General features: G+C 42.0%; 25 protein-coding genes. 9 read left to right on the forward strand and 16 right to left on the reverse strand.

Annotated elements, in window-relative coordinates; translation table 11 throughout:
* Nucleotides 1-74 precede the first annotated feature (74 nt).
* On the reverse strand, nt 75-1,286 hold the full coding sequence (locus tag BGP15_RS12970) for a CynX/NimT family MFS transporter (protein WP_286769746.1): 1,212 nt from the start codon (nt 1,284-1,286) through the stop codon (nt 75-77).
* Between the two features lie 104 nt (nt 1,287-1,390).
* On the opposite strand from BGP15_RS12970, the gene BGP15_RS12975 reads away from it, so the two are divergent.
* The 3 genes from BGP15_RS12975 to BGP15_RS12985 all read left to right on the forward strand — a co-directional run bounded on the left by BGP15_RS12975 (nt 1,391) and on the right by BGP15_RS12985 (nt 3,926).
* Nucleotides 1,391-1,792 (forward strand): AraC family ligand binding domain-containing protein, encoded by a 402-nt coding sequence (locus tag BGP15_RS12975; protein WP_286769747.1) that lies wholly within the window; start codon nt 1,391-1,393, stop codon nt 1,790-1,792.
* Between the two features lie 66 nt (nt 1,793-1,858).
* Nucleotides 1,859-2,185 (forward strand): helix-turn-helix domain-containing protein, encoded by a 327-nt coding sequence (locus BGP15_RS12980; RefSeq protein WP_286769822.1) that lies wholly within the window; start codon nt 1,859-1,861, stop codon nt 2,183-2,185.
* A 418-nt stretch (nt 2,186-2,603) separates the two neighbouring features.
* Nucleotides 2,604-3,926 (forward strand): NYN domain-containing protein, encoded by a 1,323-nt coding sequence (locus tag BGP15_RS12985; RefSeq protein ID WP_070569629.1) that lies wholly within the window; start codon nt 2,604-2,606, stop codon nt 3,924-3,926.
* A gap of 110 nt (nt 3,927-4,036) precedes the next feature.
* Here BGP15_RS12985 and BGP15_RS12990 read toward each other — a convergent pair whose 3' ends face one another.
* Entirely contained in the window at nt 4,037-4,702 is a 666-nt protein-coding gene (locus tag BGP15_RS12990; RefSeq protein WP_286769748.1) for a DUF2625 domain-containing protein, read from the reverse strand.
* A gap of 201 nt (nt 4,703-4,903) precedes the next feature.
* On the opposite strand from BGP15_RS12990, the gene BGP15_RS12995 reads away from it, so the two are divergent.
* The gene (locus BGP15_RS12995; RefSeq protein WP_112374430.1) at nt 4,904-5,434 is read left to right on the forward strand and encodes a YfiT family bacillithiol transferase; all 531 of its coding nucleotides are present in this window, start codon (nt 4,904-4,906) and stop codon (nt 5,432-5,434) included.
* 78 nt (nt 5,435-5,512) lie between these two features.
* Here BGP15_RS12995 and BGP15_RS13000 read toward each other — a convergent pair whose 3' ends face one another.
* From BGP15_RS13000 to BGP15_RS13015, 4 genes are read right to left on the reverse strand one after another with little or no spacing between them, the layout of a single operon-like run.
* Entirely contained in the window at nt 5,513-5,740 is a 228-nt protein-coding gene (locus BGP15_RS13000) for a hypothetical protein (protein ID WP_286754391.1), read from the reverse strand.
* Nucleotides 5,741-5,743: 3 nt separating this feature from the next.
* A complete protein-coding gene (locus BGP15_RS13005) occupies nt 5,744-8,293 on the reverse strand; it encodes an SEL1-like repeat protein (RefSeq protein WP_286769749.1) in 2,550 nt (849 codons plus the stop codon).
* Between the two features lie 19 nt (nt 8,294-8,312).
* Nucleotides 8,313-9,155, reverse strand: a complete 843-nt coding sequence (locus BGP15_RS13010; protein WP_286769750.1) for a tetratricopeptide repeat protein — start codon at nt 9,153-9,155, stop codon at nt 8,313-8,315.
* On the reverse strand, nt 9,079-10,779 hold the full coding sequence (locus tag BGP15_RS13015) for a WG repeat-containing protein (RefSeq protein ID WP_286769751.1): 1,701 nt from the start codon (nt 10,777-10,779) through the stop codon (nt 9,079-9,081). Before BGP15_RS13015 ends, BGP15_RS13010 begins: the two co-directional genes overlap by 77 nt.
* A 174-nt stretch (nt 10,780-10,953) precedes the next feature.
* Here BGP15_RS13015 and BGP15_RS13020 point away from each other — a divergent pair, with 174 nt between their 5' ends.
* Nucleotides 10,954-11,511: a hypothetical protein gene (locus tag BGP15_RS13020; RefSeq protein ID WP_112374427.1), complete on the forward strand. Its 558-nt coding sequence runs from the start codon at nt 10,954-10,956 to the stop codon at nt 11,509-11,511.
* A gap of 60 nt (nt 11,512-11,571) precedes the next feature.
* Complete coding sequence (locus BGP15_RS13025; protein WP_201639417.1) at nt 11,572-12,132, forward strand: hypothetical protein; 561 nt, start codon at nt 11,572-11,574, stop codon at nt 12,130-12,132.
* Nucleotides 12,133-12,268: 136 nt separating this feature from the next.
* Here the strand turns inward: BGP15_RS13025 and BGP15_RS13030 are convergent, their stop codons facing one another.
* The 5 genes from BGP15_RS13030 to BGP15_RS13050 form a co-directional block, all read right to left on the reverse strand.
* Complete coding sequence (locus BGP15_RS13030; protein ID WP_201639418.1) at nt 12,269-12,973, reverse strand: NUDIX hydrolase; 705 nt, start codon at nt 12,971-12,973, stop codon at nt 12,269-12,271.
* Nucleotides 12,974-12,976: 3 nt separating this feature from the next.
* Nucleotides 12,977-13,903, reverse strand: a complete 927-nt coding sequence (locus BGP15_RS13035) for a cysteine hydrolase family protein (RefSeq protein WP_286769752.1) — start codon at nt 13,901-13,903, stop codon at nt 12,977-12,979.
* Nucleotides 13,904-14,057: 154 nt separating this feature from the next.
* Nucleotides 14,058-14,840, reverse strand: coding sequence for an NAD(+) synthase (gene nadE / locus BGP15_RS13040; RefSeq protein ID WP_286769753.1), 783 nt, complete (start codon nt 14,838-14,840; stop codon nt 14,058-14,060).
* Complete coding sequence (locus tag BGP15_RS13045) at nt 14,830-16,326, reverse strand: nicotinate phosphoribosyltransferase (RefSeq protein ID WP_201649465.1); 1,497 nt, start codon at nt 16,324-16,326, stop codon at nt 14,830-14,832. Before BGP15_RS13045 ends, nadE begins: the two co-directional genes overlap by 11 nt.
* A 4-nt stretch (nt 16,327-16,330) precedes the next feature.
* On the reverse strand, nt 16,331-17,143 hold the full coding sequence (locus BGP15_RS13050) for a phosphoribosyltransferase family protein (RefSeq protein WP_115048038.1): 813 nt from the start codon (nt 17,141-17,143) through the stop codon (nt 16,331-16,333).
* A 678-nt stretch (nt 17,144-17,821) separates the two neighbouring features.
* Between BGP15_RS13050 and BGP15_RS13055 the strand changes: the two genes are divergently transcribed.
* Genes BGP15_RS13055 through BGP15_RS13065 form a run of 3 tightly spaced genes read left to right on the forward strand, consistent with a single transcriptional unit; the run spans nt 17,822 to nt 19,965 of the window.
* A complete protein-coding gene (locus BGP15_RS13055; protein ID WP_112374175.1) occupies nt 17,822-18,313 on the forward strand; it encodes a hypothetical protein in 492 nt (163 codons plus the stop codon).
* A gap of 53 nt (nt 18,314-18,366) precedes the next feature.
* Complete coding sequence (locus BGP15_RS13060) at nt 18,367-19,272, forward strand: hypothetical protein (protein ID WP_286769754.1); 906 nt, start codon at nt 18,367-18,369, stop codon at nt 19,270-19,272.
* Between the two features lie 15 nt (nt 19,273-19,287).
* A complete protein-coding gene (locus BGP15_RS13065) occupies nt 19,288-19,965 on the forward strand; it encodes a YiiX family permuted papain-like enzyme (RefSeq protein WP_070569578.1) in 678 nt (225 codons plus the stop codon).
* An 18-nt stretch (nt 19,966-19,983) separates the two neighbouring features.
* Here the strand turns inward: BGP15_RS13065 and BGP15_RS13070 are convergent, their stop codons facing one another.
* Genes BGP15_RS13070 through BGP15_RS13090 form a run of 5 tightly spaced genes read right to left on the reverse strand, consistent with a single transcriptional unit; the run spans nt 19,984 to nt 25,908 of the window.
* Nucleotides 19,984-20,955 carry a Gfo/Idh/MocA family protein gene (locus tag BGP15_RS13070; protein WP_286769755.1) on the reverse strand — a complete coding sequence of 324 codons (972 nt, stop codon included), beginning with the start codon at nt 20,953-20,955 and terminating at the stop codon, nt 19,984-19,986.
* A complete protein-coding gene (locus BGP15_RS13075; protein WP_286769756.1) occupies nt 20,948-22,159 on the reverse strand; it encodes a M20 metallopeptidase family protein in 1,212 nt (403 codons plus the stop codon). The genes BGP15_RS13070 and BGP15_RS13075 overlap by 8 nt, the downstream gene beginning before the upstream one ends.
* Before the next feature lie 40 nt (nt 22,160-22,199).
* A complete protein-coding gene (locus tag BGP15_RS13080) occupies nt 22,200-23,765 on the reverse strand; it encodes an SLC5 family protein (RefSeq protein ID WP_286754380.1) in 1,566 nt (521 codons plus the stop codon).
* Entirely contained in the window at nt 23,746-25,137 is a 1,392-nt protein-coding gene (locus tag BGP15_RS13085; protein WP_286769757.1) for a hypothetical protein, read from the reverse strand. Before BGP15_RS13085 ends, BGP15_RS13080 begins: the two co-directional genes overlap by 20 nt.
* 3 nt (nt 25,138-25,140) lie before the next feature.
* Complete coding sequence (locus tag BGP15_RS13090; protein WP_286754378.1) at nt 25,141-25,908, reverse strand: SDR family NAD(P)-dependent oxidoreductase; 768 nt, start codon at nt 25,906-25,908, stop codon at nt 25,141-25,143.
* Nucleotides 25,909-25,924: the final 16 nt, after the last annotated feature.

A 25,924-nucleotide genomic window follows, 5' to 3' on the forward strand; every position in this document is an offset into this window, starting at 1 on the left:
TGAATAATAGCGTTTAAGAGCGAATTGAATAAGGCTACATCAGCTAAACAGCTGTGCCTGATGTAGCCTTATCTTTAATCTTCCGCTACATACTTATCTTCCCCGGCCTTCCATCCTGCAAACAATAAAAGTACGATACTGCCCGCTAAAAAATAGAAGGAGTAATTCCAGGTAGCATCTATTTCGTGCAGCTTACCGAATACCGGCGGGCCAAAAGCTGCAATCAGATAACTAACAGACTGGGCCATGCCCGATATTTTAATCGCATTCGCCGTTGACCTCGCCCGCAGGGTAAAGAAAAGAATAGACAAACTGAAAGAAAGTCCATTGGAAAGTCCCAACAATATGGCGGCAACATAAATTCCCTGAAGTTTGTAATGCCAAAATATAAAGATACTTCCAAACATGCCTATCGCAACAGCCGCTGCCATTAGACGCTGATCCTTCATCCGATGTGCCAAAATAGGCCCAATAAACATTATGGGAATCATGGCAATTTGGATCAAAAAAAGCAACCAGCCCGTATCCTCCGCTGGCATACCATAATCGACCAATACTTTAGGTAACCAAGAAATCAAACTGTAGTAAATTAAGGACTGAATACCCATAAATAAGCTGATATACCAAGCTAATCTTGACCTAAAGATATGTCCGATTCCACTTGTCGCCGGTCTATTTTCAGTGATACCCTGTGCTTTCTTTCGGCTTAAAGCATCAAAGGAAACAACGATAAGGGATAACAAGGCTAAAATCACCCAAACCCCCAAGGAACCCTGCCACCCGAGACCAGTCCATTCGCCCAATCGTAAACTAAACCCCGAAGCAAAAGCTGCGGTCAGATTCATTGCTACGGCAAAAATGCCTGTCATCAGTCCAATCTGCTTTGGAAAATTTGTTTTTATATAACCGGGCGTAACGACATTGCCCACACAGATCCCAAGTCCGATTAAAAAAGACCCCACAAACAGCGTTGGCATATTGCCCCAAACCCGAAGCACAATTCCTACACTCAACGCCATTAAACCGAGTAATAAAAAACGGTGCATGCCCAGTTTATGTGAATATCGGCTCACTGCTACAGAACAGCTCGCAAACATAAAAAGAGGTATTGCCGTCAATAGACTGCTTTGAAAACTATTTAATTGCAAATCTTCACTGATTTGCCCCAGTACAGGGCCAACGGCTGTGATTGGCGACCGCAGATTGGTGGAGACTAAAACAACAACCAATATGGGTAACCAGGTCCAAGACACAGCTGCGGATATTTTTATATTTTCTTTCATCATAAAACCACACTATACATGTAAACCAAACTATACACGTAATGAATGCTTGCAAAGGTATGTTTGGAATTTTAATTAAATTTGCCATTAATTTAATTTAAAACGACATGGATCAGACAAATCATACGTTGATAATTGAAGGCATCCAGAAATCAACCTATGTCTGGTTTGAAGAAAACTGGATACACGACGACGAGTTACACAGTCATCGGAAAGGTCAATTGATTTATGTTGAGCAGGGTTTTCAATACCTTACCGTTGCAGGAAAAATGTACCTACTCCCCCAAAATCACGTTGCTTGGATTCCTTCAGGTGCATTACATAAGACCAACTCCCACTCGGAACGCATTAAGCTTATGGTCCTTTTTTTTGATCCCCCACAATTTGACAGCTCACAAGAGCATTTGTTTTTCAATCAGGTACAGCTATTTTCGGCTCCTAAAGTATTACGGGAAATGATTTTATATACCGAAAAATGGTCAAAATTGAGAGAAGAAAATGAACAGTAAAGAGTTTTCCTCGGTGCTTTACTCCATGAACTCCCCTATTTCTGCTCACAATTACTCCACTTAGAAATTACCCTTCCGCATGAAAGCAGGCTTCAAACGGTCTTAAATCACCTACATGACCATTACACAGAAGCCATCACGTTAGACGAGATTGCCATGCTGTCCAATCTTTCGCTCCGAACTATTGAACGCCTTTTTAAAAAAGAAACCGGAATGACGCTTGCAAAATATCAGCAGCTCCTTCGCATTATCAAGAGTTTGGAGCTTTTGAGCACAAAACAATTCACCATCTCTCAAATTGCGTATAAAGTCGGTTATAAAAGCGTCCAAGCATTTACCAATAGCTTTTATGCCGTGATGAAATATAGGCCTTCAAACTTCATGGCGGGCTAGTTTTGGCGTATCCACAGGTAATTTTGTAGCTGTTCAGCTACAAAATTCAGGACGTTTAAAAAAAATAGTAACGAATATTTGCACAGGTGTAATATTTACACTATCTTTGTATCATCATAATTTAGGTTTATAATTGGTTATTTAAGGTTTTCATTCTCCCCGTTTGAAAACCTTTTTTTATTTATTTTCACCGTCCCTCAAATCATTTCGCTACTCCGCAAACGTAATAATTTCCCTTTTAGACCCAAACAAAAGCAGCTGATCGCATGTTCTCAAAAAATAGCGTTCAAATTAATTCTCAAAAAATTCAAGATATTCTTTAACAATACTGTATTTTTAACGAATATATTCGGATGAGAAAGGTCACGCGAATAGAAAAGAGTTCAAATATTATATTGAAAAAATAATCTAAACATATATGGCAGAACATGGGGATTTGCAAATCGCAATACTAATCGATGCGGACAATGTATCTTATCGAAAGATCGAAGAGATTTTGAATGAAGTCAAAAGATATGGAATTCCGACCATCAAACGCATCTACGGAGACTGGACCAACCCATATGTTGAAAAATGGAAGGATAAACTCCTTACCCATGCAATTACCCCCATACAACAATACAGTTATACACAAGGCAAAAATTCTACTGACTCGGCATTAATTATTGATGCCATGGATATTCTGCATTCAGACCGAGTTGATGGGTTTTGTATTGTATCCAGCGACAGCGATTTCACCCGACTGGCTACACGTCTTCGAGAATCCGGTAAACTGGTCATCGGTATCGGCGAGAAAAAGACCCCCAAACCCTTTATTGCCTCCTGCGACAAGTTCATCTACGTCGAAATTTTTGAGAAAAATCAAAAGAAAGAAACGGTCGCAAAGAAAAAGCAACAAAATCAGCCCAAACCTGCTCCCGTTGACAATCCAACAAGTATTGCCGTATTGGACGAGGAGACTTTGGAACTTTTAAAGGACACGGTGGATGATACTGCAGATGAAAATGGCTGGGCATTCCTGGGTGAGATCGGAAGTCTTTTCAACAAAAGAAAGCCTGATTTTGATGCGCGCAACTATGGATACGACAAGATGTCTCATCTTTTCAAAGCTTACAAAGAAGATTTTGAAATTGAGGAACGAAACACCGACAAATCGCGCATAAAACACTATTACATCCGTAATATTATTAAACGGCCTTTAGCAATGGCCAGCCCAGCTACAGCAGTGGACACCGAGCACAAAACTCCTGCTACTCCTACTCCTTCCGTACCCTCTACAGAAACTACGGAAAAAACTGCAAATCAAAACACCAGAAAGAAAGGGCGGCAAGATAAGAAACGTCAGGATAAAACAAACTCTGAGCCGATACAAAACGAGGCTCCAAAAGTTCAGGAAATTCAGGAGCAAAAAACAGAAACGCCCCCCCCTACAGCTGACACTCCGCCCACGAACATGTTGTTTCCTTCTGAAGGTAACAAGATCACTACAGATGACGTAAAAAAATCGCAAATACGGATCACGAAAGAATTTAAACCCCTATTCCCAACCAAATCCCAAAAATTAAGGATTATGATCAACGCTGGAGAATATGAATGTAATTTTACCTATCGCGGCAGAGGGTTTCATGTGCTTAAATTAGGAAAAGATGCGGCGACCAAACTTGGCCTTTCCGAGGGGATACAAATACAAATAGTCAGACTGAACGAAGTTAGCTTTAGCCTTCAAAATAAATCAGTTTAATATCATTCAGGGGAATTATCTTCTGTATCATACGATAATAGGACAACAATACATTGTCCTATTATCGTATTAAAGCCTTATGCAGGAGGTTTGTCGTATTGAAATAACAACTAGCGTCCACCAGCAAATTCCATCGTAAAATGGTAGTTCTCATCGATGGCCATTGGCTTACGATCCACTTTACGAAAATCGCGTGCTTCTTCAGTCCACAGGAAAGGGTAAAATGAAAAAACTTGATTGCCGCTCAGGAGTTTGACCTCTTCGCTCCAGTCTTTCCATTTAAATGTTTCGTAAAACTGTCTAATATCCCCTTTCAATGCCCAAAAAATAAAGTCCGAATAGCCACATTCCAAACTCTCCCATTGTAAGGTATCTTGTGCGAAATAATAGACCTGTCCAATAGCATCTCCCAGCGCACCGGCATTAATAGCGAAATAACCACCTAGAACATCGTCTGCAATCAGCAAAAAACCACCTTTTTCGCCTTCCTTGTCAAAACTTTTCCCTTTATTCCATTCCATAATCCCTCGGTCCAACTGCGACGAGCCTGAGCCTAAAATCCGCAACCAGCCCCCATCGATTAAAATACCACCAGTTTGATGAATAATGGCTCCCATAGGCGATTTTGTGGTAATTTGGGCCCTTAAAAGTTCCTCATCAGCCCGCTTAGGGTTTCGAGGAAGCACTTCATAAGCATTCGTCGCTTCTTTCATCCAACTTTCTACCAACTTCCATCCCGAATTACTTGTATCAATCAGTTCTTTTAGACTTTTCATTTCCTATGTGTTTTATGCAGCGACCAGCTAGTCTACCGGTCGAATTCGAACGCTATCCAGCTATTCATTGTGCCGAAATTACCATAATTCTTTATCGCATCCAAATTACAGCAGACCCAAGAGCAAATCGAAGAAAATATTCTTCGAAAACATACACCTAAAGATTAGGAACCTTGTGTCTATTTTAACTAATTTTAAGTCATGCAACATGAATTAGAAAAACTCAGATACCCTATAGGTCGCTTTGCGATACCCGATGTCATCGACAAATCCCTGTTGAATGACTGGATCAAAACAATTGCCGACTTTCCGGCCCGGTTAAAATCCGAAGTCGGCGATCTAACAGACGACGTACTGGAAAAACGCTACCGTCCCGAAGGCTGGACGATTCGTCAGGTCGTTCATCACTGCGCCGACAGCCACATGAACAGCTTTGTCCGTTTTAAATTAGCCCTCACAGAAGAAGACCCAACCATCAAATTATATGAGGAGAAATTGTGGGCCGAGCTTCCCGACGCAAAAAATATTCCAATAGAAAGCTCAATCAAATTGCTCGAAGGTCTACATGAACGCTGGGTTATTTTGTTGAAAAGTTTAACTGGCGAACAGCTTGAAAGAGGTTTTATTCATCCTGCGACCAAAAGGTTGATTTCTTTAAAGATCAATATTGGCCTCTATGCCTGGCATTGCAATCACCACCTGATGCACATTGTCAATGCTAAAAACCATTGATGGGCATCACATATCGCAATGATCATTTCACTTACAGTCAATAGATCATTGCGATAAATTTACTTTATTGCCGTCACCTTACGATAATGACATCGCCCATATAAAGGCCAGCAATCCGGCGGCAACCAGTCCAATAACACCCGATACCACAAAGGATAGGAAATAATATCCTACCGTCCGTGTTTGCTTCTTTAAACGATGAACAATGCCTGCAGATAACGTATAAAGTGTTCCAAATCCAAAAAAAACAATCAGGATCAAGTCGATCAGAATGCCACTAAAATCTATATTTGCTGATGATAACATAATTTACTTTTTCTTTTTAAACAGTTTGCCAAAAAAGGACGAGCTAGCACCTAAGTCTTCAGACTGATTATCCCATTGCAATAAATCCAGTTCGATATCCAGTTCATTGTTTTTTGCAAAATCAAGCCAATGGACATATTTTTCCTGATTTCTAAATGTAGGATCATTCTTGTAATAATCCAATAAGCGAGCAGTGGCACTTTCGTAAACACCATAGTCGTTGGCTCGTTCAAAATAGTGGATCGCCTTTTTACTGTCCTTTTTAAATTTAAGTCCCTGATCATAGAGTAATCCATAATAAATATTGGAATAACTATTTTCTTTATCCCTTTTCAAATAAACCAATAGACGATCGTAATCCTCCAAACTGTAATAGATAGAAGCTATATTGCTATTGTTCTCAACTAATTTTAATTCAGCTTTCTGATAATAGCTGAGGGCTTTTTCCAGATCTTCTTCGACATAGGTTCCACTTGAATAAAAGTAGCCTAAATTGGACAAAGCATAGCCATTACCCAACTCTGCTCCTTTCATGTAGGCATTAAATGACTTTTCCAGGTCCTTTTTATAGCCGATGCCATACTGAAAGAGGTAGCCAATTGCATTCCATGCAGCGGAATAATCTTTTTGGGCCGCTTGTTCATAATATTGAATTCCTTTGTCCAAATCTAAAAAAGGATTGTCTTCGCTATCAGTATCCGTATAGATATTCCCCAATTCATGCATGCTGCTTTCATTATTCTGGTCAGCAGAAAAGGTAAAATAGCGTATCGCCATTTCGACATCGCCTTGTCGGCAACAGTCCAAGGCCATATGATATAGCGTATAACTATCATAACTGGATTCAAAATTATCGCCCTTCGCAGCCTTCCACCCTTCAAAAAAACGATTACATACTTCAAAATCTTCCCCAGACAATTGATCCAGCTTCTTCAGAAACTGACCATATTGATCTTCCTGAATTACTTCCACACCATCGTAGCCCTTTTTATACAACAGGTCACCTTGCAACAACATCAGATCCTGATAGTGATTAACGCTTGCGCATACATAATCGTAGGCGGAACTGAGCGTCCTTTCCACTGCGTCAAAATAGTAATATCTTCCCGCATGGTCTTTCAGAATAAAATAATCCATCACAGCAGCATATACAATTTTCACATAGTGCGTTGAGAGCGGGACCAGCCACACCTTTTCAGCAGCCTGATAAATTCCCCTCCCGGTTGCTGTTTCGATAATATAGCAATCCCAGGCGCCATTACCAAAATCAGCCCCCCCTTGAATGGACCGAATTGCCAAATCTTGCAGTACAAAGGCGCGGGCTTCCAGGTCATACAAACGGATGCCGCCGGAATCAGCAAAAAATAATGCGCTTCGGCCATTTCCGGCATTGAGTACAGCAACATCTTTGACCAAGATAGTTCCATCGGGAGACAAAACTGATTTTTTCTTTTTATTATTCAAATTGACTGCATAAAAATCAAACAGTAATTCGCTCAGTGCACTACTGGCAAAAGCGCCAAGCAAAATACCGCTATTGGAATAATAATGACGCAGTTTATTTCCCCCAATCTCTTGATAGATAAATCCATCATAATCAATTTCAAACGGTTTGTCCGCACCGGCAGCATTGAACAGCTGGCCTTGAGCATCGATGATATAATATTGCTGATCTTTCTTCCCCTGATAATAACCGTAAGCAAAATCTTCGAGTTCATCATATTCAAGTGGTATGATTATTTCTCCGTTCCCGACGTTGACTAATCCATATTTTTTAGCTAAGCTCACCTTACCAACCGTTGATCCGGTTCCATATTGGGCTGGCGCCGCCGATGAATAAACACAGGAAATAGTTTCTTCTCCACCCCTATTCAAATAACCGAACAACTCATTCTTCTGTATGACTGCGATACCTTCACACTCAAAAGTACCAATTTCCTGATAGCTAGCTTCGACCTTCACCTCCCCTTTTGCATTGCGTATCCCCCAAAGCCCCTGATCTTCAAAAAATTGATTATCCAGACTATCAATCGCGTCTCTATTCCACCAGCCTAAGCCATAGTTGCTCCATTCCAGTTCGAGCATCGCTAAAAAAGAAGTATAACCAGCGGACACCAAAATAAACTCAAGCTCAGCTAAGGATTGTTTTTCGATTGCTTTTTCATAGAGCAAATTCTTCTCAAGGATTTCAATTGCAAAATCTTTGGCCTGTTGGCTATGTTTAACATCGCTCATGTTAAATACATCACTTGCGTTCAGCTGGAAATAATCGAAGGATAAACCGTCCAAAAAATCGAACAGTTTCCCGATAGCTGCCATGGCCAGCGCATCTGAATTTAACCCATATTCATGAATGAGCAAATCATACAACGCACGAAGCTTTCTGACTCCCGGTTCCTTTTCGGAGTAAACTAAGGTACCTTTTGCTTTCGGATTAGCAGCAAATAGGGGTAAAAAAAGGGGTGGAATCACATAGTTCCATTCTCCTAAATAATGAGGGAAGTAATCTTGATCCTTCTTATCTGTATTGTAAATATATATGCGATGAGCCATTTTCTATGCAATTTCCTTACTATTGATCAATTTCAACAGCATTTTCCTTAGCAAAATTGAACCAAAATCCGTATTTATCCGCGTCTGAAGCCGCTCCATGCGCTCCATAGAGTTGTAGCAAACGATTAACGGCATAGGCGTACACGCTATTTTCATTGGCTTTTTCATAGTTGCGGATCGCTTTTTGTAAGTTTTGCTTTACACCAAAGCCTTCCTCATAAAGAATCCCATAATAAATAGCAGAAAATTGATTGGTTGTATCCTTTTTCAAATAACGCAATAAGTTCGCATAATCTTGCCCTTGATAGTAGATTTCTGCGATTTGAGCATCATTATAAATCCCCGCTTTCTCTGCTTGTTTAAAATAATCTAGGGCCAAGGCATAATCTTGTTCCACATATTCACCCTCGTAATACCAGTTACCCAGGTTGCTCATGGCCTGCGCTTCACCCAGCGCAGCAGACTTTTGATAGGCCTTTAAGGCTTTGGATACATCAAAGGCTACACCATGGCCTGTGGCATATAAAAATCCCCAATTGTTCCATGCCTGCGCATGATCCTGAGCCATGGCCTTTTCATAAAAAGACTTTCCTTTTTCGATATCCATCCCCTCATAGTCATCATCCGTAAAGATATTTCCAAGCAGATATTGACAGTCTGCACTACCCCGATCTGCCCCAATGCTGAGCAGTCGAATGGCATCTGAAATCTTTCCCTCCGCTTCCAGCGTCTTACCATTTTCCAACAGCGTTTCATTGTCAAAATACTGTTCGTAGCCGTCGCCCTTACGCCTGATAGAACTGAACAAAATAACTTTGATCACGCCCCCGGAGCTGGTATCGCTCGGAATATAAATAGCCATATGCTGTTTCGGGAATCTCGACAACATTTCGATTTAAATCCAAATTAAACAACTTATCCCCTTTGAATAAAAGCAACAGTTCACCTTCGGCCGCTTCTGGTTTTGGGTAATGAAAGGGCGAACAGATATAATCATACAGCTCACTCCAGACGTTAAGCTTCGTATCGAAATAACGCATTCCATGTGCACAGTGTATGCGCATAAAATCCAAAAAGCAATGTTCGATTTTCTGATAGGCAATAGCAGGTTCAAGTAACCATTCCCCTCGATGAGCGTCATAAATCCCCTGTCCTTGGGCACAACCAACGACAAAGATATCTTTACGGTACTGCTGTATATGATCGACTAGAACCTGATCAATCGTTAAATCAGCCAATCGGAATAAGCCTAGTTCAAGCGAATAGATCTGCCATCTTTTATTTTTGAGATACGCAATACTTCGATAGTCGTCCAACACTATAATCCGGTCAATTCCTTCATCCAAAATATTACCATCGGGTTGAATGACGGCAATTTTTGACTGTAGCTTATTGGGTTTAATCCAAAAATAGCGATTGGCTAGCGGCTCCAGGCTACCTTCCAAAAAAGTCCCTAAAAACTGACCATCCATTAGGTAATAGTTCCTTTTTATCGTTCCTTTTTGCCGGCTATAGAACAACTTGTTATAGTCAAACATAAACGACTCGGCTGCGGGATCTGAAATAATCAATCGTCCTTCGGCCGAAAGGAGCATGTGGCTATCCCCCTGTCTTGCATTTAAAAAGCCATAGGCGATCCAGTCGAGTTCATCATATAATGCAGGTATGCTCAGCTGTTTGGTATCAATATGCAGTACCCCACGTTTTCCTGCCACTTCCACTTCAGCGTAATTGTTCCCGTTGATATGCCGGGCATCAAAGGCCTCCACATATTGACATGGAATTAATATAGTGCCACTCGTATCAATATAACCAAAAAGGCCATCGCGTTCAACAACGGCGATCCCCTGTTCATTGAATTCGAATATTTCATCGTAAATCGCCTCAACCAAAATATCCCCCTTGGCATTCTTTATTCCCTGCTTTCCTACTGCCTCAAAAACCTCAGGGTCTGGCTCTTTCAGAACGTCTTCTTCCCATAAACCCAATCCATAATCAATCCAATCGGTTTGAAGGGCATCTAAAAAAGAAGTATAACCAGACGCTTTCACAAGCGGGTCCAGCGGATCTAAGGACTGTTCTTCGACAGCTTGTTCAAACAATAAGGCTTGCATTTTAATTTCTTCCACCCAATCTTTGGCTTGCTCCACATCTTTTTCCGCATTCATGGTAAAAACATCGCGTCCATCGATCTGCAAGGTATCAAAAGGTAGCGCTTCCAAAAATTCAAACATGTTGTTGACAGGCTCATAATAGCTTTTTTTATAATGCAATTGATACCTATCAGCCAACAACGCATAAAAATAGCGAAGTCTTGCGATCCCATCTTCCTTGTTGGCATAAAGCTGAGAACCTTTGGAACGGATATTGGCGGAAAATAATGGCCGCATGAGGATGGGAATTTCATAATTCCATTCAGCCAGGTAAGTGGGATATATTTCTTTGGTCCTGAGATTTACATTATAAATATAAATACGATGTGCCATACTTTATTTCTTCTGTTTTTTGTTGTATCACATTGATCCGTTCCATACGACAAGAATCATGCGAATGCCGTAAAAATACCGTATTTATCGATTTTTTCGATTAGCGGAAAACAGGGATTTTTTTCTCCCCCTATTTTCGGCAACTTTGGATTGGATTTTGTAACAGAAAGAACAATGAATCATTTCAAATACAGTTATTATAGCAGTGCATTAGCACTCCTCGCGTTACAAATCGCTTGTCAGGAAAAACCAAAACAAGCTGAAGCACCTGTAAGTTCAAGCAAGGCCATGGAAAAAGCTGTCGAGGATACTGCCCCAAAAAAAAGTATCTCGTTAAAAACTTCCAAACTGGATAGCATTGACCAAGCAAATGCACAAAGCGTACTGGAATCTGACGAAATCACCAAAGCTTATGTAAACTTAAGTGCTCGAGACAGTATGATCCGCTTACATGCCAATATACGTATCGATCATCGCTTCTTTGGATACGAAGAGGCAGATAAACAGGCTACGAAGTTGCTTTTGTTTTCCATCTTTACAAATGATGTGGAACACAATCCATTTCAACTCAAATTGGGTGCATACTATGATACCTCCGACTTAGAAAGTAAAGGTTTAAAACTAAAATATGCTGGCCTAAAGGGCGACTTTGTAGCAGCGAAAATCATAGACGCCACCGATACACCGGTAGGCACCGTCTACTTCGAAAGAAAATGGGTTGAGATTGAATAACAAAAACCGTTTCTCAATCTATATGTTTATGAGTAACAACAATAATTGCGAAAAATAACGATGAAGGTAATCTTAAAGACTATGTTTCTGTCCTGCATGGTATTGTTTTTCAGCTGCCAGCAAAAGAATGGAGCCAAAAAATCAGCTGCCGCATTCAGCAGCACCGCCAGCATAGACTCCATAAAGAAACAAAAAGAGCTAACATCCATATCCGATGATAACCTTTCGCTCTTTAAACAGCTGTATCCTATTGCTATTCTTCGACCGGAAAGCAACGATAGTTTTAAGAAGTATGGCATCGAATTCTCAGGAATATGTTATGCATGCGATCTTGCAGAAATCAAAATGAATAAAAAACAACTGCTTTTGGTCAATGTCTGTGATTCCAATGAAATCTATCAAATCAAAGATTTCACCTATAATTTTCGTGACAGCGGCCTCACGATTAAGACTAAAAATAATGAGTTTTACTTCAAGAAAATAGAAAAAGAGCCCATTTTCGAATTAAAAATCAAGGGGGATTCTCTTTTGTTAAAAAATAAACGTGTCGCAAAATACTACACGCAGAAAGCTTTAGTCGATCAGTTCGAAGTCCATGATTGTGGTGATTTTCAGGGTTAGCCCAAACGCGACTCAGCTTGAATTAGTGCATTAAGACAGCGCTGCACCGGACATTAACGTAAGATCTTAAAAAGACCAGACAGCAATGAAAGCAGGCAGAAGCCAATTTCATGGTTGCCTGCTCCGTTCGTTAGACCTATACTTCAAAATAAAAGCCCGATTCAGTAAGTTCTTTATATTTTACCCTGTCAAAACTATAGATCTTTGCAGCCCTGGCACGCCGGTCTTTTTGCTTATCGCTGTGGTCGATCAATAAACCCATGCTGAGAATTTTTTTTCGAAAATTCCCACGGTCAATTGACCGCTGCAGAACGGTTTCATACAAATTGTGTAAATCGGGCAACGTAAACTGTTTGGGCAAGAGCTCAAAACCGATTGGTTGATAACGAATTTTACCCCTGAGCCGTTGTATGGCGGTGTTCAAGATCTGTTTATGGTCAAAAGCGAGATCCAACTTTTCGTCAATACCAAACCATTGCACCGCATCGATATCAACCCCTGCTTCCAACGTATAAGCATCGGGCCTGACAAGTGCATAATAGGCAATACTAATGACTCTTCCGCGCGGATCACGAGCTAAGTTTGAAAATGTATAAAGCTGTTCGAGGAAAATATCTTTGAGACCGGCCTCCTCCTGCAGTTTACGAAGCGCACAGTCGTCGGCGTTCTCATCTTCCTGAATAAAACCGCCAGGAAATGCCCATTTTCCCAAGAAAGGCTCTATTGCCCGTTTGGTCAATAATACCTTAAGCTGGTTTTTATCAAAGCCGAAGATTACACAGTCAACCGTAACAGCAGGTCTTGGGTAATCATATGTGTATTTTTTTTCGGAGGCTGTCATCTGCTACAAAGTTACTTCGGTTGACAATTTGATCTGGATTCCATACTTCTCCTTTAAAGCCTCAAACTGCTGTAAAGTCTGCGCTTCAAATCCAGCGATGGGCGACATACAGTCGATCAATAAGGTGATTCGTGACGTAATCGCTCGATCTTGTTCAAAATATTCCAAAATCTGCACGGTTGATGCTAAAACACAATGACTGGAAGCTTCACCGGCGATGTATATCGCATCGTAATCGCGAATTGCATCGAGCACAGCATGATTTACGAATTTATTATCGTCATATTCCGCTTTGATAATACCGTACATTTCCGTATTTGGATCTTGCCCCTTATAAACCAATATCGGTTTGACCTGACGCGCTGCACTGTGAAAATAAAGCATATTGGTAAATTGACTCTCCAGCTGCGCCCCCGAAGTCCCTTCCAGACAATGGTATGGCCAGATACACAATTGTTTTTTTCCCTCAGCTTCCAAATGCTGGAGATAATCCAGCGCTAAGGCCGTATGGTCATTCGCAGCACGCCAGATACCATCGCAGACATCGGCATGGCGAATAATGGTGAATGGCTCCGGATGATTTCCCGCACTGTCAAGCCACCAATCGGCATGGAAAATCTGCCTTATCGAGTGGCAATCGAGACTACACATGACTTGCGTTAAGGCCTCAATATTACGGTACATCCACTGCGTCAGACGTTGTACATCGGCCTTTGAACCGTTGACGGCAAGACTACCGATGGATTCCATAAAATCATTTTGGACATCGATCGCCAATAGCAAGGTTCGTTTTTTATCCAAGGCTGCTGGCTGTATATTTTCTTCCTGTGCCAACATCAACATGTTTGGAATATTATCCTTTTTGCCGCTGGCAATCTGTTGGACATCTACAATCTGATCAAATTGTGTTTTTATGTTATTCAGTTTCATAACATCTATATTTATTTCAACGCAGCCTTCATTTCGCAGAACGATGAAGCCATTAAAGCCTTCTTCCAGTGAAAAATCATCTTCACTATAGTACTTTTTTGTCCCTTGTTGCCTGTTATGAAGTGCTTGCGTCGACTTCTCGAACCATTTAAAATTAACCTTTGAATATAGGCACCGCTGCAAACTTGTGGGCAGATTGTTGTATACGTTTACGAATAATTTCGTCTATAACCGGATCGCCCGATGTACCTTTTAAAATAAACCCATCGATTTGCGCATAGGTCATACCCAATTCCTCTTCATCGGTCTGCCCCTCCCAAAGACCAGCAGATGGACTTTTATACTGAATAGATTCGGGCACCCCCAAATATTTGGCTAAGGTATATACTTCCTGTTTGGTAACCATTGCCAGCGGGTTCAGATCATAGGCACCATCGCCCCACTTCGTAAAATAACCTACAGTAGCTTCGGCCATATTCCCCGTACCAATAACAAATCTACTACCCAATTGTGCTAATTGATACAAATACGTCATACGAACACGTGGACGAATATTAGCAAGGCTCAAAGCGCGGTTAGTGGCGGTAGCTTCTGCGAAAAACTTTTCTTGATGAATGGCCAACGCATCCACCGCGGGTTGAATGTCAAATACATGAAATGGAAAATCAAATTTCTGAATAAGCTCCATGGCATGTTGATGGCTTTTACTTTTGTTCATATCACTGCCATACGGCATCAACACCAAGTGGACATCCACCTGTGCCAGCCGGCATAGGCAAGCGACAACACTGCAGTCTATTCCACCACTCATACCCAATACAAGTCCTTTGCGGTCGGCCGATTTCACCTGTTGGGCAATCCAGGATGCCATCAATTGTGCATACTGTGCAACGTTTTCATCCTGGATGAAAAACGGTTTGTTTACGCTATTTTCCATATACTCGAATTGTTTCAGTTCTTAATCTATTCCTTATTTCTTCAAAACGCGTTGTGCGTATAAATTCGCCATTCAGATAACATGTTTCCAGCAGATTTCGTTCACCCAGATCGGCGACCGTTTGCGGTGTAAGATCGTCTATCAAACGAAAATCGTCATTTTCAAAGACCACAGCGACCATCCCCTTTTGCGACTTTTTAAAGTTGCCAGTATCTGTAGCGGGACGTTTCTGTATCGCTTTAAACTCACCATTGACAATCTCAGCCGTCCCTTTTAACGCAAAGCCAAAGGTATCCCGTGTCACATACTGATAGGTATACGAACCTATGCCCAATATGGTATTCGTCGAGGCAAAACCCTTATCCAGCAAACCTTGACAGATCTTATCCGCTCGATCGACTGTAATGGAATCACCGTACACTACGCCAATATGGGGATCCAGCTCCTTAAAGCCTTTGCTGTTGGTCGTACCACCAAAAAGTTCAAACAAACGTTCGACGATACCTTTCTGCACAGTACTGCGATCAGATGCAGCATCGCCACAGATAATCTTCACAGGATCGCCACTATCGGGACGAATAACAACCTTCCCCTCCCTAGCCATAATAAGATCTTTCAATTGCGGCAATACATTGTCAACTACATTCCAGAGGTCGTAGGTATCCGATACGATGGAGATATTTCCACTTGGATACACCGTTGTGATTAAATGTCGAAATGCTTCTACCTCGTCCTCTCCGTACGAACACATTACACTGTGCTCCGTCGATGGGGTGTACATCATTACATCACTTTTTGCATGATAGTAGGATTTCAGATACTCCCGAACAGACAATGTAGCAGAGACACCGAAGCTCAACAGATGTCCCCCAGCCGTACGATAAGCCGTTTCAGGGGAACCCATACCACGCATGGAAAAATCTCCGGCCTGCGTAAAGACTTTATTGACGTCGCCCGTTCTCTCGGCAAACCCCGTCAATAACCTTTTATAGCGATCTGCGATTGTCGCTGCAGTCATCGGTGACCAGATAAAAGCCGATAATTGTGTTTCCAGGTAACCCGGAAGCCAGAAAAAATCGGGATGTGTATTTTCAATCGTAAACATTGGTACGCCGACAGGAACCAAGCTTCCTTCCTGCAACGCATTTACCTTGATTGGAAGATACCCCAGCCGATGTAAGTCGCGAATATGTTTCGAATCATGCGTCGCCGCAAACTTCGCGTTTGTATTTTCAAAAACAGTTGCAATTGCCTCTTCGTAAGCCGCCACGACCTCTTCTTCCGGTTGAGCAAAAAAGTTTGCATCAAATGAATTGGTGATTTCGGCCAAGGCTCCCTGTAATCCAAAAAATACAACATGACTAATACCTTCTATGCGAGACATGCGTGGCGTCCAAGTCTCATAAACCCATTCCGTATGTGTTGGATATTGATCCTTATGACACAATTTATAACCATCTGTCCAAAGTATTGGATTCTTGCTCATTGATTTAAACATAACTTTCAGTCGTTAAGTTGATATAATTTATTTTTGGGTGCTCGGTATCCATCATGGAATTGGTGGTAAAGACACTGGTTATTGGTGAATCATCATCCAACAGGGTCCCTTTAAAAATTCGGGCTTCACAATGTGTGACCAAAAGATAAACTGCACTGGCTCCCATTTCTTTCAATATTTTCCCGGCCCAAAGAAATGTGCCACCTGCAGAACAGAGGTCATCGACAATAATACATTTTGCGCCAAGCGGAATATCTCCAGCCTTAAGTTCCATCCCTTCTATCCGGCCTGTTTGTGGATTTCGCTTTTTCTCAAAAACACAGCTATTTTCATAGCCGCTGTTGATGTAACGTGCCGCCGCTCCTTTATCCGGGAAAACAATCCGATCATTGTCCGAAAAATCAAGCTTTTCCATCAACTGTGGCAACCAGTCCAATGCCGGATAAACCCCAACACTGTTCACTAAAAGTTCCAGGGTAACGTGGGAATGCGGTTCGACCACAAACACCTGATCAAATTGCAAACTGTTGATAAACTCCGCCACATAGTTCAATGTGAATAAATCACCTTCTATTTTGCGATCCATACGGCTATAGGGCATATAATGGATCAATAACCGACAAGTTTCAGCTTCGGTTTCATCCAACCGCTTCTTGACAAAAAGCAAGCGGATTAAGTCTCCATCTTCTTGATATGTAAATTCGACAAGGTTGTCTTTTAAGATCAACTGATCAAAATCTTTCACTTTTGTTTCCCCGTTTGGAAATTGTTCTGTGACTACCTGTTGCTTATTTAATACGATCATAGCTTTTAATTTTACTTTGTACTATTGAGTATTTTTTACTCAACAAATATGAGGATTAAATTTAAGCGCGCAAAATATATTGAGTACTTTTTACTCATAAAATCACAAAAACACCATAAAACACTATCAATCAATCAAATAATTTAGAGAAAATTAGTTTACTTAAAATTCATCCCCCATTTCTAACTATTGGTCCTAAAGCTGATCTCCTGATTCACCTATATTAAACCAAGCATACCTATACCAAGTCGTATCTCATAACAATTTTTAGTCACTATTTAGACAGTGATCATTCATTAATTATACAGTCCACACTGAGTCATCACTGAACGAGCACTGAACAAGCACTGAACAAACAATGTTAAAAGGTAGAATTTGATAGCTCGCTCATCCCCGTTTGGCTACACGGCATCCCGCTCTCCGTTTGATTGACGGGCAGAAAGAAAAATACGTGCGACAAGACAGAAAAATGCGATGGAAATATGGACTGCACAGGTCCTATAGGAGATGCTCAGGTGATAAAAAACTGCTGAGCGACAGTCTCCATAAAAATTAGCTGATTATAGGGATTGAAATTTTGCGATAAAACAAGATCTTTGTCTATACCAAAGTCAAAAAATTCTTTGTCAGCAAATTTGTGAGCCGGCGGGGGACTTTAGATTACTTTAAGCATAAAGCATGGAAATAGCCAATCTTATCAAACAGGATATTGAGTCAATCTTACAGATTGAATCTCAAGACATCAAACAGTTGGTCGAGGACTATCGCGAAGACTTAATGGATTCGGAAACCTATGACGCCATTGATGCGTACAATATGCTCTATTCGAATATTTATGAAATGTCCGAGGAAGAATACCTCGATGCTTTTCGCACGTTGGGAGAGGCCTATCCGAACTTTGGCAAGGCCGATGAAAATGACGTCCAAAAATCAATCGCTGAATTGGAACGATTAAAACATGCCTTTAATGAACTACAACTCCATACTACAGAAGGCAAACAGCTGCTCGCACTACAATTAGCCGTTTTGGAACTAGATATTCAGGTCTATCGAAAGCTTACCTTGTCGCCGACTACAATGGAGATACAAGCTGAAATCAATTTATTGGAATCCGAATCGTTTGGGTTAACCAATCAGATCAATCAGTTTTTAGAGCTATACCACGATTAGTCATGCGATCATTTTATACCATAAATCGCTTAGGGTTAAAAATAGGTCTTTGCATGCTTTGCTTACTAGCCGGTCTGGCAACATCGTTATTTGCCTACCAAAACAAGATCGTTTTTCAGTCACAGCAGCAGCCGGGGAGCAGAATACCCTTTTACATCACAGAGCAAGGAACACTTTGTTATAATTTGCATGCAGACAAGTTGGGCGTATACGCCATACAGATCAATCTCAACAGGCTCTTTCCCACCGCAACGACAGCGCATCTTCGTTCAAAACATTATGAATTATCAGACAGTACAATAACAATAATCAACTATGCTGAACCAGCTATCTCTATCAACTATAGGATTGCTAACAACACCTTTGTAATAGCCAAATCCTCCAATTGGCTCGCGGACTATCAACCCGAATTTCAATTTATCGCTTTGGACAGCCTCAGACACATGGAGAATTTATTCGACACGAACGATCTGAGCGGCCTCATGCAACTGGAGGTAGCCAAGCTCCCTTTTGAAAATATACTTTTATTTTTTAGTCAGCTGCATGGATTTTCCACAGTAGAGGAATTTAGCAGCAATGCCATTCATCGGATTTTAGAAAAGGGACAGTACGCTATCGCCAAACAGTTTCACCATTTATTTCTAGCTAAAAACAGACAATTCAATGATTTCGAAATCCTGAAGATAGCAATAGAAAAAAACGACATGGATTTTATCCGTAAAACTTGTTTAAATAGCCTGAACCGACTGGGTATTGATGAAATTAAAGCTGATTATAGCTTTACACAATGCACATTACTTGGAAAAGCTATCTTAATAAAAAACAAAATAATCGTAGATTATCTTTTGCAGAACGGTGCAAACACGGAGAAAGTATACCAATATGAATCCGACGTATTATCTGCTTTTCAACTTGCCGAAAGGACCAAGTCAAAGAAAATCATGAAACTATTTCAATAAGTCATCAATAAAACAATGAAAAAGACATTTATATACCTGCTATCGCTGATTAGCTTGATGTTAGTCACACTGATCTTTGCTGAGCCAATACATGCTCAACCAAAAAAAGTGGCCCCCAAACACGCAAAAGATAATGCGAAATTGCCCCCACTCAAAGATGGTGATATGATCTTTCAGTCTTCCATTTCACCGCAATGTAAAGCGATCCAATTAGCGACGCGTTCTCCGTATTCCCATTGTGGGATTATTTTTTATGAGAACGGTAATCCTTATGTACTGGAAGCCGTACAGCCCGTAACTGTAACTAAGTTAGAACACTGGATTGCGCGAGGGGAAAAGCAGCATTACGCGGTCAAGCGCCTCAAAAATGCAGATCAGGTACTGACCAATTCGACGCTGGCCAAAATGAAATCAATCGGCAAAAATTTTCTCGGAAAAAATTACGATGCTACATTCGAATGGTCGGACGATAAAATATATTGTTCGGAATTGATCTGGAAAATATACCAACGTGGAGCAGGCATCGAAGTTGGGAAGCTGGAAAAGCTGAAAGATTTTGACCTAAGCAGCCCCGAAGTAAAAACCAAATTGAAAGAGCGTTACGGCAACAGCGTCCCGCTAAATGAAACGGTCATATCACCAGCTTCGATTTTTAATAGTGCGTTATTGATCACGATTGCGAATACGTATTAAGCATACCTACATAGTTTTTTATTTTTGAAGCAGAACCGTCTTGCCGCCGTTTAATTTACTTTCTTCGGCGGCGTCTATAAAGGCGCATATTGCCAGGGTTTCCTTTTCGTCAACCGGACTTACACCCGTTTCGAAAAATGGAAGGATCTTATCCAACAAGGGACCGTATCCCATAAATTGCCCCAAATGGACAATCTGATCTTTCAAAAAAACCGTTCCACCAAAATCATCCTTCCCCTCACGAATGCCCCGAAGTGAGGCAATTCTTCCATCCGCCCAGTTCCCAACATAAAACGAGGTACCCTGTTCCTGAACAGTCTTTACCGAAAGACACCCCGATCCCATCAACGCAAATAACATTTCAACGCCATGAATGCCGTACCAATATAAATCCTTATGTGAAGGTTCCGTTACTGCCGGACAATAGACATCTGCTCCGATAACCTTAGTCCTATCCAATTCCTGAAGACCGGTAATATAACGCAAGGAGCTTGACGAAAAAATAGGGCAACCATACTTTCTTGCAGCTTCAAAAATTTTGAAAGCGTCCGCATAGGAATTCGCTATTGGTTTGTCAATAAATAAAGGTTTCTTTGCTTTAATCACTTGAAGTGCCTGTTCCAAATGGAGATTTCCATCATTTGTCTCCAAAAGTACATAATCTACTTTCTTCAATAGTTCGGCAATACTTGATACGATCGAAACCCCGAGCTGTTGCACTTCCGCTGTAATTTTCGGAATACGCTTGATACTTAAAGGGATCGTTTTGCTTCCATAGGGGTAAGCCGCAACCACCCTGAATTTTCCATAGGGATGATTGCTGGCAGCCGTATTAATCGCTCTTGTAAAAGCAGCAGCGTGCGTAATATCCAGTCCAATGATCCCTATTTTTTTTACCTTCTCTTGCCTCGAGGACAGCTTGTTATTCGCATTAACGGCATAGGATAGTCCAAATGCAAAAGAGGACATCAAGAATTTCTTTCTATTCATTTGATTCATTCAAAAGAGAAATAGCTGCATTGACCAAAACAGCCATGGATGTTTCGAAAGCCTTTTCATCCAGATTGAACTGTGGATTATGAAGGCCATATTGCGTGGTGGAATCGTCGTTATTTGTCCCAATCAACATGAACAACGCCGGATAACGATAAGAATAATAAGCAAAATCCTCGGCCGCCATCCAGATTTCGAGATCTTGTGGCACACTATTCCCCATCGTTTCCGCAATAATTGTTTTGACTTTTTGCGTTAATGCGGGATCGTTATAAAGTGCGGGGTAACCATGCCGGACTTCAACTTCCACCTTTGCACCCAGCGATACGGGAAGCGTTGCCGCTATTTCAGCAACCATTTCCAGCGCCTCCTTGCGCCATACCTCATCCATGGTACGAAATGTTCCGGCTAATTTGACTTCCTCGGGAATAACATTGGCAGCACCATCCCCAATGAAACGACCAAAGGTCAATACAGACGGCACATCGGGGTTGGCTTTCCGGCTGACAACTTGCTGTAAGGTGGTGAGTAACTGCGCGCCGATCATAATGGAATCAACAGCCCGATGTGGCTCCGCGGCATGGCCACCACGTCCCTTAATGGTGAAATAGAATTCGTCGCTCGAGGCCATAAAGCGGCCCGAACGTAAACCGACTTTTCCTACAGAAACACGGGGACTTACATGTAACCCCAGCACAGCTTTAATCGTTCCACCAAAAGATTCCAGCATACCGGATTCCAAAACCTGAATCGCTCCGCCCGGAATCTTTTCCTCAGCAGGCTGAAATAGTAGTATAATTTTACCAGAAAACTCCGTTTTATAATCATTTAATATGGACGCCGCCCCCAAGAGATTAGCCGTATGAAAATCATGGCCACAAGCATGCATGACACCGCTATTCCTCGATTTATAGTCCACATCATTTTGCTCATGTATCGGCAAAGCATCAATATCAGCCCGTAATACCACAATATCATCGCTCGCCGATTTTTGTCCGGTCAGTACAGCCACAACACCTGTCTGAGCGACAAGCTCGAATGGTATACCCAGTTCGCGAAGTTGTTGCTGAATATAGGCACTTGTCTCGTATTCTTGAAAAGACAATTCAGGATGCTGATGGATATGTCGGCGCATTGCAACGATTTTTGGAAAAACAGTCGCTATCTTGGCATTTAATTCTTTCAATATTGGGTCGATCATCTGGATAAGTTTTAAGAGTATAACAGGTCAACAAGTTAAGCTAAAAATAACGTACATAAAAATAAAGCACCAACACCGTTATAATAATCCACCATAAGGTCGGATTTCGAAAACCACGGTAAGCGGCTTTATCCTGATCCGGTACCTGAAAAGAATCGCCCGTCAACACCAGATTTTTTAATCTTGCTTCGGCGACCGCTGGTGTCAACAAACTGACCACAGCACAAGCAAGCATACAAGTCCAGAATACAATGCCTGTTCTATTAAAAAACGGCATTTCAGGTAAGGTGTATTCCAAAAGTAAAGAAAGGGGAATTGTCAGTAAACCTGCTGTTAAAGCACCCTGCGATGTGGTTCTTTTCCAAAATACCCCCATTAAAAACATTGTTGCGATGCCTGGCGTGAAAAGACCATACAGATTCATCAAATAAAGGAAAACCGGCTTATCCGAATAACTGATCAGTACAACCGCACTCATGATCCCGAGTACGATAATAGCAACGCCGGCGCGCTTACCAAAACGGACCGCTTCGTAGTCGCTTGCATTTTTATTAATATACTGGCTATAGATATCCACGGTCAGAATTGTTGTACAGGAATTGATCGCTCCTGAAATGTGGGACATGATCGCCGAAATTAATCCGGCCATCACCAACCCTACCAGACCTTTGGGCAGTAAGGTTTCCACGAGTGTTGCAAACAGCAAATCGGGCTGATCGAGATGAGGTAGGAATTTTGGAGCCACCAATGCCGGAATAGTAATAATCAATGGAACCAAAAATTTAAGATAGTCACCAAAGATAACTCCCATACGCCCATGCCATTCATTTTTTGCCGCTAATACGCGCTGCACAATAAACTGGTTTGTCGCACAATAAAACACACTGATACACAACAATCCGCCTAAGTACATGGTCCAGGGAAAATCAGGATCAGAAGCAGGATAAAACATTTTCCAATCTTTCGATGAGTCTATGACCGACTGAAATCCCCCTGCTGCATCAATGGTGGCAAAAGTTAGTACAATTCCCCCCAACACCAAAATGACAAGCTGCACCATCTCTGTCCATATCACCGCTTTTAGCCCACCTAATACGGTATATAAACCGGTCAGAATTGCCATTCCAAAAATGCTGTATAAAATAGGAATGCCGAATAAAGCGTGCAGCGACAGACCGCCCAAATAAAGAACTGCCCCAATCTCCACAAACACATAAGTAAACAAGATCAAAATTGCATAAAGTACACGGGTAGCGTTGCCGTATCTCTTTTCGAGGTATTCAGGTATCGTATAGAAACCGTTGCGGATATAAAAGGGAAGAAATATCCACAATAATGCATTAAAACCGATTAGAATCGCGCCCCACTCCAGGGTAATGGCTACAAAACCACGACTATAAGCGGCGCCCATAGCGCCAACGAGATGATGACTGCTGATATTTGCTGCGATGATACTACCCCCGATCATCCACCAGGGCAGCTTATCGCCCGCAAGAAAATAGTCCCGCTTCGAGGCGGAGTTTTTTTTCGAAGCGTATAAGCCCAATACCACTATACCAATAATATACACGGCAAAAATAATGACGTCAATCCAATCGAGTTTCATCGGTCAATAATGTTTGAATTCCTAATTTAGTTTGTTCAATAAGTATTTCAAGACCGCCGCTGGCATAGGGGCTTTGCCACACGGCATAAATATCCTTATCATAAAGCTCTTTCGGTGCAAGGTACCCCACATACCCATTCGCGATATTGATAAAAACGATCGTATGATCTGGAAATTCGGCTCTTACTTCGATTTGATAACAGGAATAAGCTTCGTTGGCCTGCGCCACCAACACAGCATCTCCCATTTTCCAGATCCACACCGGAATAACAGCATCCTCTTGATCGCCGATGGATTTGCGGGTATTATATTTTCGCCAAAGGCGATCTTTCATAACACGGTCCGTACAGCCTTCGTATTCACTCAAAATTGCTTCGGGACTCGGTAGCTTTTTGTAAGGTACTTTGATCGATAATACCCTTTGCTTAAAATCGGTTGAAGCGCGCTGTTCCCGAAATCCCCAACAGGCCAGTGGCGCCCCCGAGATCAAAGATTCCTTAAAAATCCAATTTTTATGACTACGCTGTTCCTGGGCCAGCGTCGCGAGCACCGCATAGCCCAACTGCTTCCCGTTGGCTTCAACCAGTGCCGGATCTTTTACATACTGTCTCCGCGGAGCCAAATCACCGGATGCACCCTGTAAAAAAAGACAAGGCACGGATAAAGAGCGCTCTACTGTATTCCGCATCTCGCCAACAAAATCGGGCGAGAGCAAATCATTCTCGTGGGCAAAGCTGGTTGGGTGGCAGGCATAATTACAAATAACTGCTTTTAAGCTTTCAGTTTCATCATACAACCGCCCGACCAACAAGGTTGTATCCGCTTCTTTCAATGGATTGTAGCCAATCAGATAATGATCATCGACTTTCAGATCGCGGTTGCTGGCCAAATCGCATACACCATAATTCCAGGTTAGGCTGCCGTTAAACAGCCCACTTAGTGCCGTTTCGATGCAATATATCGCCTGTTGTTTGAGGAATTCAAGGTAGGGCGAAATCAGTTCACCTCCAGGTTGTGCTGCATCTGTCGAACAGATGCTTGGCCCGGCATGGGTATGCGACAGCGCAAAAATCAGCTGCGATTCAGCCAGATTAAAATGACTGAGCAGTGCTAATCGCAAATTTTGTTCATCAGCTGCATTTTTCCACCAGCCCAAATCGGCGGTTAGCAGAATTGCGGGCAAGCCATCGCAGGATTGCATAGCTAAACAATGCATCAACAGAGGTTGGTGAACAGCGGTTGCCTGGTCAAATGCAGCTGCACCCCAATTACGGGAATAGATGCCGACCGGTGGAGTAATATCACACTGGCTAAGTCCAAATCGTGCGTACAAGCTACCGGTCGTTTCTTTCAAGAGGTCTTTCTGTTTCATACATTAGGGTCTAATCAAGGACAGTCCACCATCCATCACAATTGCGGTACCAGTCATATGTTTACAATTGTCCGAACAGATCCAAAGTACCTGTTTTGCAACCTCTTCAGCTTCTATAATCTGACCAAGTGGCACCACAGCCTTTGCTTTCATTTGAAGTTCGGCATTTGATGACCAGACCACTTTGCTCAAGCCCGCATTGACATAGCCTGGTGCAATCTCGTTGACACGAATTCCGTATGCTGCATATTCAAGAGCCATGGCCTGGCAAAGCATACGCAGGCCAGCCTTAGAGACACTATATGCCGGTAAATTTTGATGTACGGCGTGTGCCGCCCAGCTGCCCATAAAAACGATCGAACCTGCGATCTCATTCTCCACAAATGACTTTGCACAGGCATTCGCCAAGAAGAATGAACCGTCGAGATTAACGGCCATTTCATTCTTCCATTCCGCATTGCTTAACGTGCTGAAATCTTTAATCGTAACGCATGCTGCATTCGCGATACAGATGGAAATTGCCCCCAGCTCCTGTCTTATCCGTGTCACCCAGGCGTCCACCTGCCCGGCATCCGCTACATCGACCTGATCATAAAATAGACGCGCTCCAGGGGCATCCAACAAGGGCCATCGCTCGCTAGCCACCTGTGGTTCAAACCGATCCGAGATGCATACAATGGCCTGCTGGGTCAAAAATGCTTCAGCCATAGCCCTTCCGATATCGCCAAGTCCCCCACTGATCAAGACGACCTTATTCTTATATTCCTCCATTATCGCTATTTTTAGA

The sequence above is a fragment of the Sphingobacterium sp. 40-24 genome, from assembly GCF_001899705.1.
GTDB classification, from domain to species: domain Bacteria; phylum Bacteroidota; class Bacteroidia; order Sphingobacteriales; family Sphingobacteriaceae; genus Sphingobacterium; species Sphingobacterium multivorum.

What these genes read in the sequence shown, in the direction of transcription:
- BGP15_RS13090 (WP_286754378.1), bottom strand. Translation starts at nt 25,908, where the DNA reads ATGGAGGAATATAAGAATAAGGTCGTCTTGATCAGTGGGGGACTTGGC.
- BGP15_RS12985 (WP_070569629.1), top strand. Translation starts at nt 2,604, where the DNA reads ATGGCAGAACATGGGGATTTGCAAATCGCAATACTAATCGATGCGGAC.
- BGP15_RS13020 (WP_112374427.1), top strand. Translation starts at nt 10,954, where the DNA reads ATGAATCATTTCAAATACAGTTATTATAGCAGTGCATTAGCACTCCTC.
- BGP15_RS13010 (WP_286769750.1), bottom strand. Translation starts at nt 9,155, where the DNA reads ATGGCTATTTATATTCCGAGCGATACCAGCTCCGGGGGCGTGATCAAA.
- BGP15_RS13035 (WP_286769752.1), bottom strand. Translation starts at nt 13,903, where the DNA reads ATGAAACTGAATAACATAAAAACACAATTTGATCAGATTGTAGATGTC.
- BGP15_RS13070 (WP_286769755.1), bottom strand. Translation starts at nt 20,955, where the DNA reads ATGAATAGAAAGAAATTCTTGATGTCCTCTTTTGCATTTGGACTATCC.
- BGP15_RS13085 (WP_286769757.1), bottom strand. Translation starts at nt 25,137, where the DNA reads ATGAAACAGAAAGACCTCTTGAAAGAAACGACCGGTAGCTTGTACGCA.
- BGP15_RS13065 (WP_070569578.1), top strand. Translation starts at nt 19,288, where the DNA reads ATGAAAAAGACATTTATATACCTGCTATCGCTGATTAGCTTGATGTTA.
- BGP15_RS12995 (WP_112374430.1), top strand. Translation starts at nt 4,904, where the DNA reads ATGCAACATGAATTAGAAAAACTCAGATACCCTATAGGTCGCTTTGCG.
- BGP15_RS13030 (WP_201639418.1), bottom strand. Translation starts at nt 12,973, where the DNA reads ATGACAGCCTCCGAAAAAAAATACACATATGATTACCCAAGACCTGCT.
- BGP15_RS13045 (WP_201649465.1), bottom strand. Translation starts at nt 16,326, where the DNA reads ATGAGCAAGAATCCAATACTTTGGACAGATGGTTATAAATTGTGTCAT.
- BGP15_RS13075 (WP_286769756.1), bottom strand. Translation starts at nt 22,159, where the DNA reads ATGATCGACCCAATATTGAAAGAATTAAATGCCAAGATAGCGACTGTT.
- BGP15_RS13060 (WP_286769754.1), top strand. Translation starts at nt 18,367, where the DNA reads ATGCTTTGCTTACTAGCCGGTCTGGCAACATCGTTATTTGCCTACCAA.
- BGP15_RS13000 (WP_286754391.1), bottom strand. Translation starts at nt 5,740, where the DNA reads ATGTTATCATCAGCAAATATAGATTTTAGTGGCATTCTGATCGACTTG.
- BGP15_RS13025 (WP_201639417.1), top strand. Translation starts at nt 11,572, where the DNA reads ATGAAGGTAATCTTAAAGACTATGTTTCTGTCCTGCATGGTATTGTTT.
- BGP15_RS12990 (WP_286769748.1), bottom strand. Translation starts at nt 4,702, where the DNA reads ATGAAAAGTCTAAAAGAACTGATTGATACAAGTAATTCGGGATGGAAG.
- BGP15_RS13080 (WP_286754380.1), bottom strand. Translation starts at nt 23,765, where the DNA reads ATGAAACTCGATTGGATTGACGTCATTATTTTTGCCGTGTATATTATT.
- BGP15_RS13050 (WP_115048038.1), bottom strand. Translation starts at nt 17,143, where the DNA reads ATGATCGTATTAAATAAGCAACAGGTAGTCACAGAACAATTTCCAAAC.
- nadE (WP_286769753.1), bottom strand. Translation starts at nt 14,840, where the DNA reads ATGGAAAATAGCGTAAACAAACCGTTTTTCATCCAGGATGAAAACGTT.
- BGP15_RS12970 (WP_286769746.1), bottom strand. Translation starts at nt 1,286, where the DNA reads ATGATGAAAGAAAATATAAAAATATCCGCAGCTGTGTCTTGGACCTGG.
- BGP15_RS13055 (WP_112374175.1), top strand. Translation starts at nt 17,822, where the DNA reads ATGGAAATAGCCAATCTTATCAAACAGGATATTGAGTCAATCTTACAG.
- BGP15_RS12975 (WP_286769747.1), top strand. Translation starts at nt 1,391, where the DNA reads ATGGATCAGACAAATCATACGTTGATAATTGAAGGCATCCAGAAATCA.
- BGP15_RS13005 (WP_286769749.1), bottom strand. Translation starts at nt 8,293, where the DNA reads ATGGCTCATCGCATATATATTTACAATACAGATAAGAAGGATCAAGAT.
- BGP15_RS13015 (WP_286769751.1), bottom strand. Translation starts at nt 10,779, where the DNA reads ATGGCACATCGTATTTATATTTATAATGTAAATCTCAGGACCAAAGAA.